The sequence below is a fragment of the Streptomyces sp. NPDC006393 genome, from assembly GCF_040628575.1.
Lineage (GTDB): Bacteria > Actinomycetota > Actinomycetes > Streptomycetales > Streptomycetaceae > Streptomyces.
This window is the reverse complement of record NZ_JBEXZD010000112.1, coordinates 1-16069: the sequence shown is the minus strand read 5'-3', so window position 1 is coordinate 16069 and position 16069 is coordinate 1. Positions and strand designations below refer to the sequence as shown.

The window sequence follows — 16069 nt, the reverse complement described above, 5'->3', positions numbered from 1 at the left end:
GACCTCGCCGCCGACGGCACCGGGATCTCGACGTCGCTGTCCACGTCAGCTCGCGACGAAGCACTACTGGCCCGCGGCGTGGACCGTCGCCACCGCGAACACGGCGGTCACCCACGTCCACAGCACGGAGAGTGCGACGTGACCCGCCGTCCGCAGCCGATGACCCCGCCACAACCGCGGTGAGAAATAGGCGAACTCCATCACCCAGCGCAGGCCCCAGAACAGGGTCTGCCCGCACAACAGAACCGTCGGTAGGGATCCGCCGGTCAGGAGCTCCCGGGCGAACGCCAGCGACAGTGCGCCGAACAGCACGCAGGTGAGGCCGATGAAGAACAGATGCGCGTAGGAAACCTGCCGGGTCAGCAGGCTGGTGTTGCCGAGGTCGTCCGGCCAGCCCAGGATGCGCGGCAGCACCAGGTGCAGCAGCCCCATGCCGATGAGGGCCATACCGACCAGGCGCAACTGCCAGGTGAGAGCGAGGAGGTGGGTCATGCCGGTCCCCTGGTGAAGGCGAGCGCGGTCACCAGGCGGGCGATGCGATGCTCGGCCGCCGGAAGCAGACCGGCGTGCGCGGCCAGCCGGAGCCACTCCGCGCGGGGCAGGAAATGCCAGGCACCCGGCCCGAAGACGGCCGTGTTCGGGCCGTCCCTGAGGTGTTCCACCAGGACCAGGCGCCCGCCGGGGCGCAGCACCCGGGCGCATTCCTCGAACAACCGCTCCCTGTCGTTCACCTGCCGCAGTTCGTGGGCGGCGAAGATCAGGAATACGGCGTCCATCGCGGACCGGGGCACGGGAAGGGCATCCGGACGGCCGGGCAGGGCGTGCCGTGGCGGGGGCACCCGGCGCCGGGCCCGGCGCACCGAGCCCTCGGTCATCACAGCGGGGTCGTAAAGGTCGACGGTGACCTGCCGGGAGGCCGGCCAGCGGGCGGCCAGCGGGGCGCTCGCCTCGTCCAGGCCGGTGCCCACCACCAGGTACTCGGACGGCGTCCGCGGCAGCAGCGTGTCCAACCAGTCGTAGTCGTACAGTTCCGAGCGGTCGTAGACGAGCCAGCTCGCGACCGTTGCGGAAGTGAGCAGACCGACAGCGACCGCTGAGCCTGCGCGAGCCATGGTGCGCAGCGGGTACGGGAGACGGCCGCCCAGGGCGGTGAAGGCCGCCGTGGTGGCCAGGCCGGCGGCGTACTGCGGCCAGTTGTAGGCGATCACGTCCCGCACGCCCGACCGGCGGGTCACCGCTCGCTCCCGCTCTCGGACCGGCGCAGGCCGCGTTCCCAGCCGTACTCCAGGTCGGCGACGTGGAAGGCGTTGGCGAGGAGCGGCCGCGTGCCGGCGAACGGACCGTGGTCGAAAAAGGTCAGGCGGCGCACGTCGACCGAGACGGGCTGCGGGTCCCAGTGAGATCGGAACGCCTTGATCACGATCATCGAACGGGTCTGCGGCTCGTACTCGAAGGTGTAAGGGAGCGGGCCCGCGAAGCGCCGGGCGGCGCGCGCGTCCTTGAAGGGGCTGCCCGCGGGCAGCGGCGCCGGCGCGCTGCCGAGGTGCGCCCGCACGTGCAGGTCCGCCCGGCCGTCGGCGCTGTCCACGCGGAACTCCAGCGACTCGCCCTCGGCCCCGGCCCTGATCCGGGCCAGGCGGTAGTTGTAGCGGGTCAGCAGGTTGCCGCCGAGCACCATCAGCCTGCGGTCGGTGTCGCTGCGCAGGATGCGCAGTCCTCGCATGACACGCCCGCCCGGCGTGCGGAAGCGGGTGAAGACGCGGTAACCGGTGAGCAGGTAGTCCGCCCCGAAACATGCGGGCAGGACCGCCGGGCGCAGGGCGCGGGTGTCCACCAGCGCGGCCGCCACGAACCCGTGGTCTCCGTATGTGTCCAGTTCCAGGCCTGGTGGGACCAGCGGGTGCAGCACCGCGGAAGGCAGCGCGTACGTCAACACCAGTGAGTGGGCGAAGCGTGTACGTACCGCGACGGGATGGCGCTGCAGCAGATGCCTCACGGCTCGATCCTCCGATCCGGGGCAGCGCCCCCGAGACGCACGGCCCGTACCACGCCCCACAACGCCGAGCGATCCTGTGCCGCCCAGCCAGGCCCGTCCGGACCCGGCTCACGGACGCTGCGCACCACCGCCACCCCGCCGGGCCGCACGGCGTGCCGCACGGCCGACCGCAGCCGACGGGCGAAGTCGGCGCCGGGCCCGTCCAGAACGTTCGAGAGCGTCACCGCGTCATAGCCGCCGCGCGGCGCCTGCTCCAACGCGTGCACCACGTCGTCGCACACCAGCCGGACGCCCGGTGCCCACAGCGCCGGGGCGCCCGGCGGCTCCTCGCCCGCCAGCAGCCGCCACAACCACGGGTTGCGCGCATTGGGATGCGTGCGGACAGTGCGCTCGAGGCGCCGCCGCAGCGCCTCGTCGAATCGCGTCGGTACGACACCGGCGAACGACGGACGCAGCGCCACCGCCAGGGCTCCGCCGGGGCGCAGCGCCACCCGCATCAGCCGGCGCAGCCCCTCGGTGTCCAGCTCCTCCCGCCAGCGGCGAGCTTGCTCCGCCGGATCGTCCAGCCTGAGGAAGCCGTGCAGCTCTCGCTGCCGCCACGAGGGCAGCAACCGCGCCGCGGCGCCCCGGCCCAGGCGCATGACGGCCTCCGCCGTGCCCTCCCGGATCCCGCCACCGGCCAGCCGCTCCCGCGCGTGTGTGAGCTGTACCGGGTTGACGTCGACGGCCGTCACCTCGTATCCCGCGGCATGCAGGGCTGCCGCTGTGTCCCCCGCCGAGGCGATGCACAGCACCCGAGCGCCCGGCGGTGGGAAGACCGCCAGCTCGACACCCCAGTCCTCGTACATCCGCCCGAAGAGCAGGCGCGGACCGCCGAATCCGCCGAGCAGCCGACCGCGCGCCCACGGTGTCCCGCTCACTCGGCCGCCGTCCAGGTCACCATCCATGTCACCATCCAGATCAGCGCCAGGAAGGCCAGGTCCTGCGTCACCAGCCGCCCCGGCTCGTCGATCTGGCCGGAGCTGAAGAGCAGACCGCCCAGGTTGAACGCCACGACCAGCATGGTCTGCACGAGCGCCGCCGACCGCGCTCGCCGCCCGCTCAGCACCCATGCGCCGATCGCGACCTCCGCCAGACCGATCCCGACGAGCACTCCCGTCACCGCCCACCCCGGCAGGAACGGCACATCGCCCACGATCGCCCGCTGGTCCGCCCGCCCCGGCCAGATCTTGCACCAGAACCCTTCGTAGAACCACACCAGGGCGATCGCCCACCGCGCCGCCCGGACCCGCCACGTCTTCGTCACGGGGTGATCATGCCTGCCGCACCGTCCAGGGCGAGCTCCGGCCCCCTCGGGAGCCTCATTCGCCGAGGAAATCGTCAAGCGCTACCAGGACTTCCTCAGCCACCGCCGAGCCCTGTGTCCCGGGAGCAAGTACGTCGACGTGGCACCCGCGGAGCGAGCGGAGTTCGAGGAGCACGTCGACAAGAGCAAGGTCGAGCTCGGCAACTGGGCTGGCCCCTACGGCTCACCCGGGGAGGTCCTGCTCCACCCAGATCGTTTTGCCTGAACTTGTGTAGCGGTAGCCCCACCGCTGCGAAGCCTGGGCGACGAGGAACAGTCCGCGGCCTCCTTCGTCGGTCGTCCTTGCGTGGCGCAGCCGCGGTGATGTGCTGCTGCCGTCGACCACTTCGCAGGTGAGCACGTCGTGGCGGATCAAGCGCAGCCGGATCGGCGCGGAGCCGTAGCGGATGGCGTTGGTGACCAGCTCGCTGACGATGAGTTCGGTGGTGAACCGCAAGTCGCCGAGGCCCCACTCGTCGAGTTGCCGATTGGCCAGGGCTCGGGCATCGCTGACAGTCGCGGGGTTGTCGGGGATCTCCCAGGTGGCGACGCGGGAGCAGGGGACCGATGTGGTGCGGGCCAGCAGGAGGGCGGCATCGTCCCGGAGCGGGAGGGACAGCAGAGCGTCCACGGCGTCGTCGCACAATCTCTCAAGAGGCGCGCCCGGATCACGGAGAATGGAACGCAGCTCGGCCACGCCCTCATCGATGCCCCTGGTCTGGTCCTCCACCAGACCGTCCGTGAAGAGGGCGAGCAAGCTGCCGTCCGGGCAGGAGATCTCGACGGACTCGAACGGAACTTCGCCCACTCCCAGAGGTGAACCGGCGGGGAGGTCCGGTACGAAGGTCGTTCCGTCACGCTGCGTGACCACCGGTGGGGGGTGACCGGCGCATGCCATCGTGCACGTGCGGGCAACGGGATCGTAGATGGCGTACATGCAGGAGGCACCGAATGTTCCTAGGAGGCCGTAGTCCCCTTCGGTGGAATCCTTGAGCCGCGGCTGCTCCTCGCCGAGCCGTTTGACGAAGTCGTCGAGATGAGCGAGCAGTTCGTCCGGGGGCAGGTCCATGGCGGCCAGTGTGTGAACGGCGGCACGCAGTCGACCCATGGCTGCAGCCGCGTTGACCCCGTGGCCCACCACATCGCCGGCAACCAGGGCGACCCGGGCCGCGGACAGAGGGATGGCATCGACCCAGTCTCCGCCGACGCCCGCTTCCTCGGAGGCGGGAAAGTAGCGCCAGGCGATCTCGACTGCTTCACCGCTGCCGAGTTGGCCCGGCAGCAGACTGCGCTGCAGCGAGAGAGAAATCCTGCGTTCCTGCGTGAAGCGGTGAGCGGCCGCGAGTGCGGAACTCCCGTGAGCCGCGAACTGCTGGATGAAGGAGAGGTCATCCTGAGTGAAGGGCTGCTTGTTGCGGGCTCGCAGGAATGTGGCCAGGCCGAAGGTGATCCCGCCCGTACACAAGGGGACCATGATCGATGAGTGAAACATGCCTTCGTCGATCGTCTCGACACGTCCGGTCGCGCCCTCGCCCCATGCGCTGAGCGTCGCATCCAATGTGGTTTCCAAGATTCCCGCCCCACTGGCCATACATCGCGCGGCCGACGACTCCGGGCCGTACACCACGGCGTCCCCCGTTCTTTCGGGGGTACTTGCGCATACCCCCGAGGCGACCTTGTGGGCAGCGTGCTGCAGGTGGACGGAGCTTTGCGCGGATGCTTCGAGGATTTCGCCGCCCTGGACCACGGCTTCGGCAAGGTCGATGCTCACGAGGTCCGCGAAATCCGGCACGCAGATCTCCGCCAGTTCCTGGGCGGCTCGGACGGGATCCAGCTGCTTGCCGCACGCGTGGGCCCGGCTCAGTATCAGTTCTCGCTGATGTCTGCGCCACCGCTCGGTGACATCGACGACCAGATAGCACAGACCTGTGGCGCTCCCATGGTCGTCCTCGAGACGGAAGAAGGACGCCGAGTACATGTGGTCGCCGGTCGGGTCCGAGAGGGTCGGCCCGCGGTACTCGAAGTCGACCACGGGGGCGCCTGTTTCGAGGACGCGACGCATCATGGCCTCACCCCCCGCAACTCTCTCGGCGGGGAAGACGGCACTGACAGTGCGTCCCAGTCGGTCCGCAGCGCCGGAGGTTCGCACCAGGGCATCGTTGAACCACACGTACCTGAGGTCCGTGTCCATGATGGCCATGCCGACGGGGGAGTGCGAGAGCAGGCCGTCCAGCAAGGAGCGGTTCACTCCCGAGAATGCTTCCCCGGGGACGCACATGGCCATCAGCCAGCAGCCTCGGCCTTCGGCACCCCCCATTGCGCAAAGGCGGATCTCCAGCCGCAGATCGTGTCCGGCGCGGTGTCGGACACGCGTGACTCCGCTCCATTCGCCCCTCTCGGGCAGCGACAGAGAGCCGTCGGACGTAAGCACGGCGTTGACGGATCGGCCAAGGATCTCTTCTGCTCGGTAGCCCAGCAGTGCCTGGGCTGCCTCGGACCATCCGATGACGTTGACTGCACCGTCCACGAGAGCGGTCGCCGGTGCCCCCGCGAGGGCAGCTGACAGCTGAGGGGAGTGGCCTCGGTCGTTTGGAGCCGCAGTCATGGCACTCCCGGTCGGATGTACTCGGTGCCCCTATGGACGGAATCCTCCAGTCTCACGTCATTCTCCGGCACTGGGCCCGTGAGCGCGATATTTGTCCTCCCTCCCGGTCAACAGCGCAACGACTGGCACTCACGCACTCTCCCTCCGGAAGTGTCTCCCGGATGCCTACTCCGGATGTGCGGGAAGGAGGCCGTAACCACGTTCAGATGTGCTCACGGCGGGCACGGCGCATGGCACGCCTGCGGCGAAGTTCCCTATGAGGCAGTCCTGTTGTCCGCTTCGCCGTTCTCGGAACCCCTCTTACGCCCTCACCATATGTATGGCTTGGCGCCTACACGGCGGCGTGCTCCGGCGTATTCCAGGGGCGGGCCTTCAAGCCACGCGTCCCCCAGAGCGGGAGGGCGAGCATCACGGGCACTCTGAGGGCGGCCCCGACCTGGTGCGCGTCAGGGTGGCGGGCAAGGGAAGGGCGCCGCCCTCGAACCGCCGCCACGTGACGCGGAGCATAGTTGATTGACTAATCCACAAAGGGCGCTACTCTATCGACATGGCTCGTACCAGGGAGTTCGACATCGACCAGGCGGTGGACCGCGCCGTGGACCTGTTCTGGCGCCGCGGCTACGCCGAGACGTCCCTGCAGGACCTGCTGAAGGAGTTGTCGATAGGCAGCGGCAGCTTCTACGCGGCCTTCGGCTCGAAGGAGGGGCTCTATCTCCGCGCCCTCGAGCGCTACACCACTCTCCAGGGCAGCGGCCTGGAGAAGATCTTCGACGAGACGGCCGAGCTCAGGCCCGCGGTCCGCTTGATGCTCGCCTCCATGATCGAGGCGGACCTGGCCGACCCGACGCGCGGGTGTCTCGTGGTCAACGCCTCCACGCAGTGCGGCGACCAGCCCGCGGCGGCCGAGCGCGTCAGCACCGCGATCGGGCAGGTCGAGTCCTTCCTCGCCGGCGTCCTCGAACGGGCGCAGGCGCGGGGTGAACTCTCACCGCAGAAGGATCCGCGGGAGCTCGCCCGGTTCCTGACCACGTTCATCCAGGGTATTCGCGTCGTCGGCCGGGCCGGCATGGGACGGCAGTTCGTCGATGACGCCGTGACCACCGCGATGCGCGCATTGGACTGACCGCCGCAGCGCTCCCCGCGCCCATTCGGCGCTCTTCCTGCCAAAATTCTGTATCGAACAATCCAGTAAGGAAATGTCATGGATCTGCATCTCAAGGACAAGGTCGCCGTCGTCACCGGGGCCAGCAAGGGCATCGGCCTGGCCGTGGTCGAGAAGCTGGCCGGCGAGGGCGCCAAGGTCGTGGCGGGTAGCCGCACCTCCACGCCCGAGCTGGACGCCCTGGCGGCGAAGCACGACGTCGCGATCGTGTCGGTCGACCTGTCCACCGCGAACGGGGCCGAGCGGCTGGTCCAGCAGGCCGTGGAGCAATACGGCCGCGTCGACGTCCTCGTGAACAACGTCGGCGCGGCCGAGCCTCGGGAGTCGTTCCTCGAGGTCAGCGATGCCGACTGGCAGCGGATCTTCGACGTCACGTTCTTCAGTGCCGTACGGGTGAGCCGGGCGGCACTGCCCCACCTGGTCCAGGACGGCGGCGGGGCGATCGTGAACATCAGCTCGATCAACGCCCGGCTGCCCTTCCCCATGGTCGTGGACTACTCGGCGGCCAAGGCGGCCCTGACGAACCTGAACAAGGCGCTGTCCGAGGAGTTCGCGCCGCAGGGTGTCCGGGTCAACGCGGTCTCCCCGGGCCCGGTCCGCACTCCCTTCTGGACCGCTTCGGGCGGTTTCGCCGACGCCATGGCCGCGGCTGCCGGAGTCACGGCGCAGGAGGCGCTCGACGTGGTCGTACCGCAGAGCATGGGGATCACCTCCGGCCGGATCACCGAGGCGCACGAGGTCGCCGATCTCACCCTCTTCCTGGCCTCGCCGGTGGCGGGCAACATCACCGGAGCCGAGATCGTCATCGACGGCGGCCAGATCAAGACCCTCTGACTGATCCTCGACGCATCACCTCGCGATCCGGCGTCAAGGCCCACCGGCCGCGACACCGCGAGCGGCGGCGCCGGACGCGCAACCTCTCGCCGTTCTGCGCGCAGCCGGCGGAGGCCTGCCTGTCGCGCACGCCTGACGGACCGATCGTGCGAGAACGCGCCACCGGCCGCCGTCACGGGAACGCGGCCGATGCCGACGGCGTCATGGGACACGGTGTCTGACCGCCCCTCCTGTCCGGTCCCGCCCACTGGAATCGCCCCTGACGGCGGCACCTTCACGGCAGCCGCCCGGACGGGCGCGCCCTGAAAATTGTTTACAATTCAACCTCTTGAATCAAGTGGAGAACACAGCATGTCGGTCAACGACCCGATCACCCCTGAGCCGCTCCTGCAGCTCGGCTTGGGCTTCATGGCCTCCAAGACCCTCCTGAGCGCGGTGGAGCTGGGAATCTTCACCGTGCTGGCCGACGGCGGCCGCGACCGCGTGTCGCTCGCCGCCGAGGTGGGCCTGCACTCCAGGTCCTCCGCGGACTTCCTCGACGCACTCGTGTCGCTCGGGGTGCTCACCCGCGACGAGGACGGCACCTACGCCAACACCAGCGCCGCGGACCTGTTTCTGGACCGTGCCAAGCCGTCGTACGTGGGCGGGATCCTAGAGATGGCCAACACCCGTCTCTTCGGCTTCTGGAACAACCTCACCGACGCCCTGAAGACCGGGACCCTGCAGAACGAAGTCACCCACAGCGGCGCCCCGTTCTTCGCCACCCTCAGCCAGGACCCCGTCGCCTGGCGCACCTTCCTCAACGGTATGAACGGCGTCAGCACCCCGCTGGCCGGCGCCCTCGCCGCCGACTTCGACTGGACCGGGCGACGCCACGTCATCGACCTGGGCGGAGCCCTCGGCGCCGTCCCGGCCGCCGTTCTGCGCAGCAACCCGGACATCACCGGCGCCGTCTTCGAACTGCCTCCCGTGCAGCCGGTGTTCGAAGAGTTCGTCGCCGCACACGGCCTGGCCGACCGCCTCGCCTTCCACGGCGGCGACTTCTTCGCCGATCCGCTGCCCGAGGCCGACGTCTACGTCATGGGCCAGATCCTCCACGACTGGAACCTCGAGCAGCGCCTGTTCCTGCTGCAGAAGGCCTACGACGCCCTGCCGGAGGGCGGCACCCTGATCGTCTACGACGCCATGATCGACGACGAGCGCCGCCACAACACCTACGGCCTGATGCTGTCGCTGAACATGCTCATCGACACCGAGGGCGGCTCCGAGTACACCGTCGCGGACGCCACGCAGTGGCTCCGGTCGGTCGGCTTCGCCAAGGTGGAGGCACGCAGCCTGATCGGCGGCTACTCCGCCATCTACGCCACCAAGTGAGCGTGGGACGCGGCATCTTGCGGTGACGCGGGGGATGCCGAGCGGCCCGGCCTGCCCGCTCGGCATCCCCCTCCGCCATGCTGCGGGTGACGCCGGCACCGCACCGACGACGAGTCCCCCCACGCAGATCGGCTTGGCCTTCTGGAACGAAGAGTTGAAGGTGACCGCGTCCTGACAGACGTCCGATCCCATCCCGGTCGGCACCGGCAGCGCTTCGACCGCGACCAGCCCCGCCACCCGCGCGGCCGCGTTGTTGACGCCGCTGGCCGGACCCGCCCGCGTGACATCGATGGACTCGAGCGCGGTGGCGGGCAGAGTGTCGATGCCGACACCGTCCCGCAACGCCCGCTTCGCCTGTGCGACCGGTACGCGCCCCAAGGGGCAGTGACCTCGGTGGTTTCTCCGGCTTTTCCCCTCCCGCCTCCGGACGTCTCACCGTGTGCCGGACGGGAAAGAGAAAGACCGTTCTATGCTGGACGGTATGTCGAAGACAGAGGGAGTGTCCGCCCCGGTTCGCCGCTCCGCGGCCCGCGACCGGCTACTGGTCACCGCGAGCCGGCTCTTCTACTGCGAGGGCATCCGTGGCGTCGGGGTGGATCGCGTCATGGCGGAGGCCGATGTGGCCCGGGGCACCTTCTACCGGCACTTCGACGGCAAGGACGACCTGGTGCGCGCCTACCTCGAGGCGGCCGACCGGAAGATCCGGGAGAGCGTCACCGCGGCCGCGGAGGAGATCCCTTCCCCTGCCGGATTCCTTGCCGCGGTGGCGCACGGGATCGGCGACGAGGTGTGCGGCGCGGGGTTTCGCGGCTGTCCGTTCATCAATGCGGCCGCCGAGTATCCGGACCCCGCAAGCGTGATCCACCGTGCGGTGCTGCGGCACCGTGCCTGGTTCCGCGGGGTACTGGTGGACGCGTTCCGGCGGCTCGGCGCGACCAGCCCCGAGCAGTCCGCCGACTCCATGGTGGCCCTGCGCGACGGCGCGATGGTGGCGGGCTACCTCGGTGACGCCCAGGCGGCGAGCGCCGTCCTGCAGCACGGAGTGACCGCTCTGGTCGCAGCCCGCTGAGCGGCTCCCGTACTCCCTGCTCGCGTTTTCGGTTGCTCCTCGCCCCGCTGGGTCAGATCCAGCGGGGCGAAGATGCCTGCGGGTCCGGCATCTCGAAGAAGCGCTGCCGGCCCGGCCAGGTCACCGAGCCGTGGCGGCCTGCTCGACGAGGCGGGTCACGGCGTGCGGGTCGGTCACGGCGATGGCGTGCGGGCCGGCGACCTCGACCGTGTGCGCGTGGGCACGGGCGGCCATGGCGCGCTCCGCGGCAGCGGGAAGCGTGTGGTCGTCGTGGGCGACCAGGTACCAGGAGGGAATCGTCTTCCAGGCCGGGGTCCCCGAGGGCTCGCCGACTGCCTGCGCCGTGATGGGACGCTGCGTGGCGGCGAGTTCCGCGGCCTTGGCGGTGTTGACCCGGTCGCTCAGGAAGACGTCACGGTACTTGTCCGGCTTGATGTAGAGGTCGGTCCCGGTGCTGCCGTCCGCCTGTGTGAAGGGGACGGGGCTCAGGGCCGTGGGCAGGGCGGCGTGGGGGTCGTCACTGAGGTGGCTGCCGGGGAACTCGGCGACCAGGTCCGCGGTGCTCTCACCCTTGTCCGGTGCGAAGGCGGCGACATAGACGAGTGCCTTCACATGGGAGTTGCCGGTGGCCGCGTCGGTGATGACGGCGCCGCCGTAGGAGTGGCCGACCAGGACGATCGGGCCCTTGATGGTCTTGAGGTAGTCGGCCAGATAGGCCGAGTCGCTGCTCAGACCGCGCAGCGGCGTGGCGGGAGCCGAGACCTTGTAGCCGTCGGCCCGCAAGCGCTTGACGACCCCGCTCCAACTGGACGAGTCCGCCCATGCGCCGTGCACCAGCACGATCGTGGGCTTCGCCTCGCGCCCGGGATGGTGGGCCGGCGTGGCGAATGCGGCGGTGCCGACGCTGGCGGCGAGGGCGAAACCCGTGGTGACGATGGCCGCGAGGCGGCCGGAGCGATGGTGGGACACCTGTCTTCATCCTTGAGTGATGTGCGCAGCCTCGGATGTCCGCCGCTCTGGAGCGGACGGACGAGAGCCCGTCGGGGCTCCGGAGGATGCGTAGATGGAACGTTCTGTTCACATTGACGGTAGGGCGGGGGCCCGGCACGGGCAACAAGGGGCGGGGGAAGATAGATCACACCCTCCGCGGGGAATGAACGCCGATTCACCATCGCGCAGCGACAGGTCGGACGGAGAACATGCCGTCGTCGCCGCGCAGTCCATCCGGACTGGCCGAGGGGTCGTGGCGGTGGATGAGCGAGTCGCTCAAGGTCCTCGGCGAGCGCGTCCAGGCGGTGAGCCGAGCACCTGGGGGCAGGCGGGGCGGACTGCGGCGTGTGTGTCGGCGTTTGTGGCCGGGGATCGACCCTCGTCGATGCCAGTGGCGGGCGCGAAGCGGCGCACGGTGGAGTGGTCCAGTCGCAGTTGCCCACGAAGCCGTGGCCCGCAGTTCTCCGGCACCTGGGGGGAGCCGAACCCGGCGGCGTGGCCACCGGACGGGCCGAGCGTCGCTCCACGGCTCGGAACAAGCGCGCGGGCGCCGTCCCCCGGCATGTCGCGTGCGGCCCGCCGGCTCCGGAACACGCGCGTGTTTCCTGCAGCCGGACGCGCGCAATGTGCAGGAAACCGCTTGGTCACGCTGCGCATACTCGGGGCTCAGACGACCGACGTACCCCAGCTGACAAGCGGAGGCACAGCCCCATGCGTACGTTCGCCCACACATCCCCGCCCTCGCGGGTCGTCTTCGGTGCCGGCACCGTGGGCCGGCTGCGCCAGGAGGTCGAGCGGCTCGGCTGCTCCCGGATTCTGCTGCTGTCCAGCCCGCCCGTGGCGGAGGCCGCCGCGCGGGTCCGTGAGGCGCTCGGTGACCTGCTGGCGGCGGAGTTCGACGGCGCGGCGATGCACACCCCGGTGGAGGTGACCGAGCAGGCGCTCGAGGTGCTGACGGACGCCGCGGCCGACGGCATCGTCGCCGTCGGAGGCGGCTCGACGACCGGCCTGTCCAAGGCGCTGGCCCTGCGCACGGACCTCCCGCAGGTGATCGTGCCGACCACATACGCCGGTTCCGAGGTGACCCCCGTCCTCGGTGAGACGCGGGCCGGGCGCAAGGTCACCCAGTCGTCCCCGGCGATCCTGCCCGAAACCGTCGTCTACGACGTCGACTTCACCCTCACGCTGCCGCTGCCCATGACGGTCACCAGCGGCGTCAACGCCCTTGCGCACGCCGTGGAGGCGCTGTACTCCGCAGACGCCGACCCGGTCACCGACCAGCACGCCCTGGACGCGGTCTCCCACATCGCGCGGGGGCTGCCCCGGCTGGCCGCCGACCCCGCCGACCGGGAGGCGCGGGCCGATCTGCTGTACGCGGCCTGGCTCGCCGGGACCTGTCTCGCCACGGTCGGCATGGGTCTGCACCACAAGCTGTGCCACACCCTCGGCGGCAGCTTCGACCTGCCGCACGCCCAGACGCACACCGTCGTGCTCCCGCACGCCATGGCCTACAACGCGCCCGCGGTGCCCGACGTGATGCGCCGCATCGCCAAGGCGCTGGGCGTGCCCGACGCCCCGAGCGGCGTGTACGACCTGGTCGTCTCCCTCGGCGGCCCCACCTCGCTGCGCGAACTCGGGATGCCGGAGACCGGCCTGGCCCGCGCGGCGGAACTGGCCGCCTCGACGCCGTACCCGAATCCGCGCGAGCTGACCACCGAGGGCATCGCCCAGTTGCTGGACGGCGCCTGGCAGGGACGCCGTCCTCAGGGCCCGCCGTCCACGGAGTCGAAGCTGGCCCGGCTGACCGAGGAGGTGGTGGCCAGTTTTGCCGAGGCCCCGGACCCGCGCGTCCGCACGCTGCTGAGCGACCTCGTCCGGCACCTGCATGCCTTCGTCGCGGCCAACGACGTCACCGATGCCGAATGGCAGTACGCCATCGACTTCCTCACCCGCACCGGACAGATCTGCAGCCCGACGCGCCAGGAGTTCGTCCTGCTGTCGGACACCCTCGGCATCTCCAGCGCCGTGGACCTGCTCACCAACTCCCGCACACCCGAGACCACCCCGTCGGCGGTGCTCGGCCCCTTCTATGTGGAGGGCCCGCCCGAGGCCGCACCCGGCAGCGACATCTCCGGAGGGCTGCACGGCACCCCACTGTGGGTGGACGTACGAGTCACCGACACCGACGGCCGGCCGGTCAAGGACGCGGTCGTGGACGTGTGGCAGTCCGACGAGGACGGCTTCTACGACGTCCAGCTCCCCGACCTGGACGGGCCGGTGCTGCGCGCCCGGCTGCGCAGCGACGCCGAGGGACGGATCACGTTCTGGTCCATCCTTCCCTCGCACTACCCGATCCCCGGGGACGGGCCCGTCGGGCAGATGCTCGACGCCGTCGGACGCCACCCCTACCGGGCGCCCCACCTGCACTTCATGTTCGACGCACCCGGTCACCGCCGGCTCGTCACCCAGCTGTTCGTGGCCGGCGGAGCCTACCTGGACAGCGACACCGTCTTCGGAGTCAAGGACGAGCTCGTCGTCGACTTCGCCCCGCAGACCGGCCCCACCCCCGACGGCCGGCCGCTCGACGGCGAATGGTGCCGTCTCGACTACACCTTCCGTCTCGCCCCCCTGGCCGGATGACCGAGGAGCACCCACCCATGACGACCACCGACGCACACCACCCGTACGACACCGACGTCCTCGTCGTCGGCAGCGGCCCCGCCGGCGGCTCGGCCGCGCTCCTGCTGGCCACCTACGGCATCCGCACCCTGCTGGTCACGAAGTACGGCTGGCTGGCGAACACGCCCCGGGCGCACATCACCAACCAGCGCACCATGGAGGTTCTTCGTGACCTGGGTGTCGAGTCGGAGGCGATGACGTTCGGCAGCCCGTCCCACCTCATGGGGGACACCGTTGTGTGCACGGCGCTCACCGGAGACGAGATCGGGCGCATCCGCAGCTGGGGCACGGGCCCGGCGACGGCCACCGAGTACGCGTCGAAGAGCCCGTGCGAGATGATCGACCTGCCGCAGACATACTTGGAACCGATCCTGGTGAACAATGCGGCGGCCCGCGGTGCCAAGGTCCGCTTCGACACCGAGTTCCTCCGCTTCACCCAGGACGAGGACGGCGTCACCGCCGTGCTGCGCGACCGGGTCCGCGGCGACGAGTTCACCGTACGGGCCCGCTACCTGATCGGCGCGGACGGTGGACGCAGCGCGGTCGCCGAGCAGCTCGGCCTGCCCTTCGCCGGCCGCATGGCCAAGGCCGGCAGCATGAATATCGTCTTCAAGGCCGACCTCGCCCGGTACTGCGCCCACCGGCCGAGCGTCCTGTACTGGGTGCTGAGGCCGGGGGCGGAGACCGGTGGCATCGGCATGGGCCTGGTCCGCATGGTCCGCCCGTGGAACGAGTGGCTGCTGGTGTGGGGTTACGACATCGAGCAACCGCCGCCTCAGGTCGACGAAGAGACCGCGCGGAGCATCGTGCGCGACCTCGTGGGCGATCCCGGCCTGCCGGTGGAGATCACGTCGACCTCGCTGTGGACCGTCAACCACGCCTACGCCACGCAGTACTCCTCCGGCAGGGTCTTCTGTGCCGGGGACGCCGTGCACCGCCACCCGCCGTCCAACGGGCTGGGCTCCAACACCTCCGTCCAGGACGCGTACAACCTGGCCTGGAAACTGGCGATGGTGATCCGTGGCGAGGCCGGGCAGGCGCTCCTCGACAGTTACACGGCCGAACGCGCCCCCGTGGGGCGGCAGATCGTCGAGCGGGCCAACCTCAGCCGCGACCAGTTCGGCCCGGTCTTCGAGGTGCTCGGCGTCGGCGGCGGCAGCGACGAGGAGGCCATCGCCGAAGGACTCGCGGCGATACGGGCGCGGACGCCCGAGGGCGCCAAGAAGAGGCGGCTGCTGAGAGAGGCCATCCAGCTCAAGAACTACGAGTTCAACGCGCACGGCGTGGAGATGAACCAGCGTTACGTCTCCTCGGCGGTGCTCCCCGACGACGACGGCGCCGAAGTCTGGGACGAGGACCGGGAACTGGTGCACCGGCCGACGACCCGGCCCGGCGCCAAACTCCCGCACGCCTGGCTCGTAGACGCGCGGGGAGAGCGGCTGTCCACGCTGGACGTCGTCGGTGACGGTGTCCTCACGGTGCTGACCGGTCTGTCGGGCGGTGTCTGGGACACGGCCGCGAGCGCCTGCCGGGACGCCCTCGGCGTGCCGCTGCACGTGGTGCGCGTCGGCGCCGACGACCTCCGCGACCCGTACGGCGAATGGAGCCGGGTCAGTGAGATCGCCGAGGACGGAGTCCTCCTTGTGCGCCCGGACGGCCACGTGGCCTGGCGCCGGGCCACCGCCCCGGAAAGCGCGCAGTCGGCGCAGGACGAACTGCTCGACGCGCTCCGGCACGTTTTGGCGCGTTAGGGTCTGTCCGGCGGATCATGGCGCGGACGCGGGCCCTGGCACACCCATCTGCGGCGTTGTCGTCGGGGGGGGCCGATCCTCGCGCCGACGTCGCCCGGATCACGGGCTCGTACCTCGGAGAACACGGCGTTCGCGCGCCGCCCGCCCTCGTAGTCACCCGGGGAACTCCGCGCACGTGGCCTCGCCCGGCCGGTGGCTTTAGGGGGGACCAGGGCGGGGCCGAGGGTGGCCTGGACGACCACGTGCAGGTGGAAGGCGCCGAGG

Annotated in this window: 13 protein-coding genes; 6 read left to right on the top strand and 7 right to left on the bottom strand. The window is 70.3% G+C overall.

Annotation, left to right across the window (positions count from 1 at the left end):
- Positions 1-63 precede the first annotated feature (63 nt).
- The 6 genes from ABZ484_RS31945 to ABZ484_RS31920 form a co-directional block, all read right to left on the bottom strand.
- Positions 64-492, bottom strand: coding sequence for a hypothetical protein (locus ABZ484_RS31945; RefSeq protein WP_358869419.1), 429 nt, complete (start codon positions 490-492; stop codon positions 64-66).
- Positions 489-1235 carry a methyltransferase domain-containing protein gene (locus ABZ484_RS31940; protein ID WP_358869418.1) on the bottom strand — a complete coding sequence of 249 codons (747 nt, stop codon included), beginning with the start codon at positions 1233-1235 and terminating at the stop codon, positions 489-491. The genes ABZ484_RS31945 and ABZ484_RS31940 overlap by 4 nt, the downstream gene beginning before the upstream one ends.
- Positions 1232-1996, bottom strand: coding sequence for a DUF2071 domain-containing protein (locus ABZ484_RS31935; RefSeq protein ID WP_358869417.1), 765 nt, complete (start codon positions 1994-1996; stop codon positions 1232-1234). Before ABZ484_RS31935 ends, ABZ484_RS31940 begins: the two co-directional genes overlap by 4 nt.
- On the bottom strand, positions 1993-2943 hold the full coding sequence (locus tag ABZ484_RS31930) for a hypothetical protein (protein ID WP_358869416.1): 951 nt from the start codon (positions 2941-2943) through the stop codon (positions 1993-1995). The genes ABZ484_RS31935 and ABZ484_RS31930 overlap by 4 nt, the downstream gene beginning before the upstream one ends.
- On the bottom strand, positions 2913-3302 hold the full coding sequence (locus ABZ484_RS31925; RefSeq protein WP_358869415.1) for a DoxX-like family protein: 390 nt from the start codon (positions 3300-3302) through the stop codon (positions 2913-2915). The genes ABZ484_RS31930 and ABZ484_RS31925 overlap by 31 nt, the downstream gene beginning before the upstream one ends.
- A 223-nt stretch (positions 3303-3525) precedes the next feature.
- Complete coding sequence (locus tag ABZ484_RS31920; protein ID WP_358869414.1) at positions 3526-5946, bottom strand: SpoIIE family protein phosphatase; 2421 nt, start codon at positions 5944-5946, stop codon at positions 3526-3528.
- Between the two features lie 547 nt (positions 5947-6493).
- Here ABZ484_RS31920 and ABZ484_RS31915 point away from each other — a divergent pair.
- The 4 genes from ABZ484_RS31915 (at position 6494) to ABZ484_RS31900 (ending at position 10385) form a co-directional block, all read left to right on the top strand.
- Positions 6494-7069, top strand: a complete 576-nt coding sequence (locus ABZ484_RS31915) for a TetR/AcrR family transcriptional regulator (protein WP_358869413.1) — start codon at positions 6494-6496, stop codon at positions 7067-7069.
- Between the two features lie 78 nt (positions 7070-7147).
- On the top strand, positions 7148-7942 hold the full coding sequence (locus tag ABZ484_RS31910) for an oxidoreductase (protein WP_358869412.1): 795 nt from the start codon (positions 7148-7150) through the stop codon (positions 7940-7942).
- A gap of 351 nt (positions 7943-8293) precedes the next feature.
- On the top strand, positions 8294-9316 hold the full coding sequence (locus ABZ484_RS31905; RefSeq protein ID WP_358869411.1) for a methyltransferase: 1023 nt from the start codon (positions 8294-8296) through the stop codon (positions 9314-9316).
- 481 nt (positions 9317-9797) lie between these two features.
- Positions 9798-10385 carry a TetR/AcrR family transcriptional regulator gene (locus tag ABZ484_RS31900; RefSeq protein ID WP_358869410.1) on the top strand — a complete coding sequence of 196 codons (588 nt, stop codon included), beginning with the start codon at positions 9798-9800 and terminating at the stop codon, positions 10383-10385.
- Between the two features lie 120 nt (positions 10386-10505).
- Here the strand turns inward: ABZ484_RS31900 and ABZ484_RS31895 are convergent, their stop codons facing one another.
- Positions 10506-11354: an alpha/beta hydrolase gene (locus tag ABZ484_RS31895; protein ID WP_358869409.1), complete on the bottom strand. Its 849-nt coding sequence runs from the start codon at positions 11352-11354 to the stop codon at positions 10506-10508.
- A 732-nt stretch (positions 11355-12086) separates the two neighbouring features.
- Here ABZ484_RS31895 and ABZ484_RS31890 point away from each other — a divergent pair.
- The gene (locus ABZ484_RS31890) at positions 12087-14015 is read left to right on the top strand and encodes a maleylacetate reductase and hydroxyquinol 1,2-dioxygenase domain-containing protein (protein WP_358869408.1); all 1929 of its coding nucleotides are present in this window, start codon (positions 12087-12089) and stop codon (positions 14013-14015) included.
- Positions 14016-14032: 17 nt separating this feature from the next.
- The gene (locus ABZ484_RS31885) at positions 14033-15805 is read left to right on the top strand and encodes an FAD-dependent monooxygenase (RefSeq protein WP_358869407.1); all 1773 of its coding nucleotides are present in this window, start codon (positions 14033-14035) and stop codon (positions 15803-15805) included.
- Positions 15806-16069 lie beyond the last annotated feature (264 nt).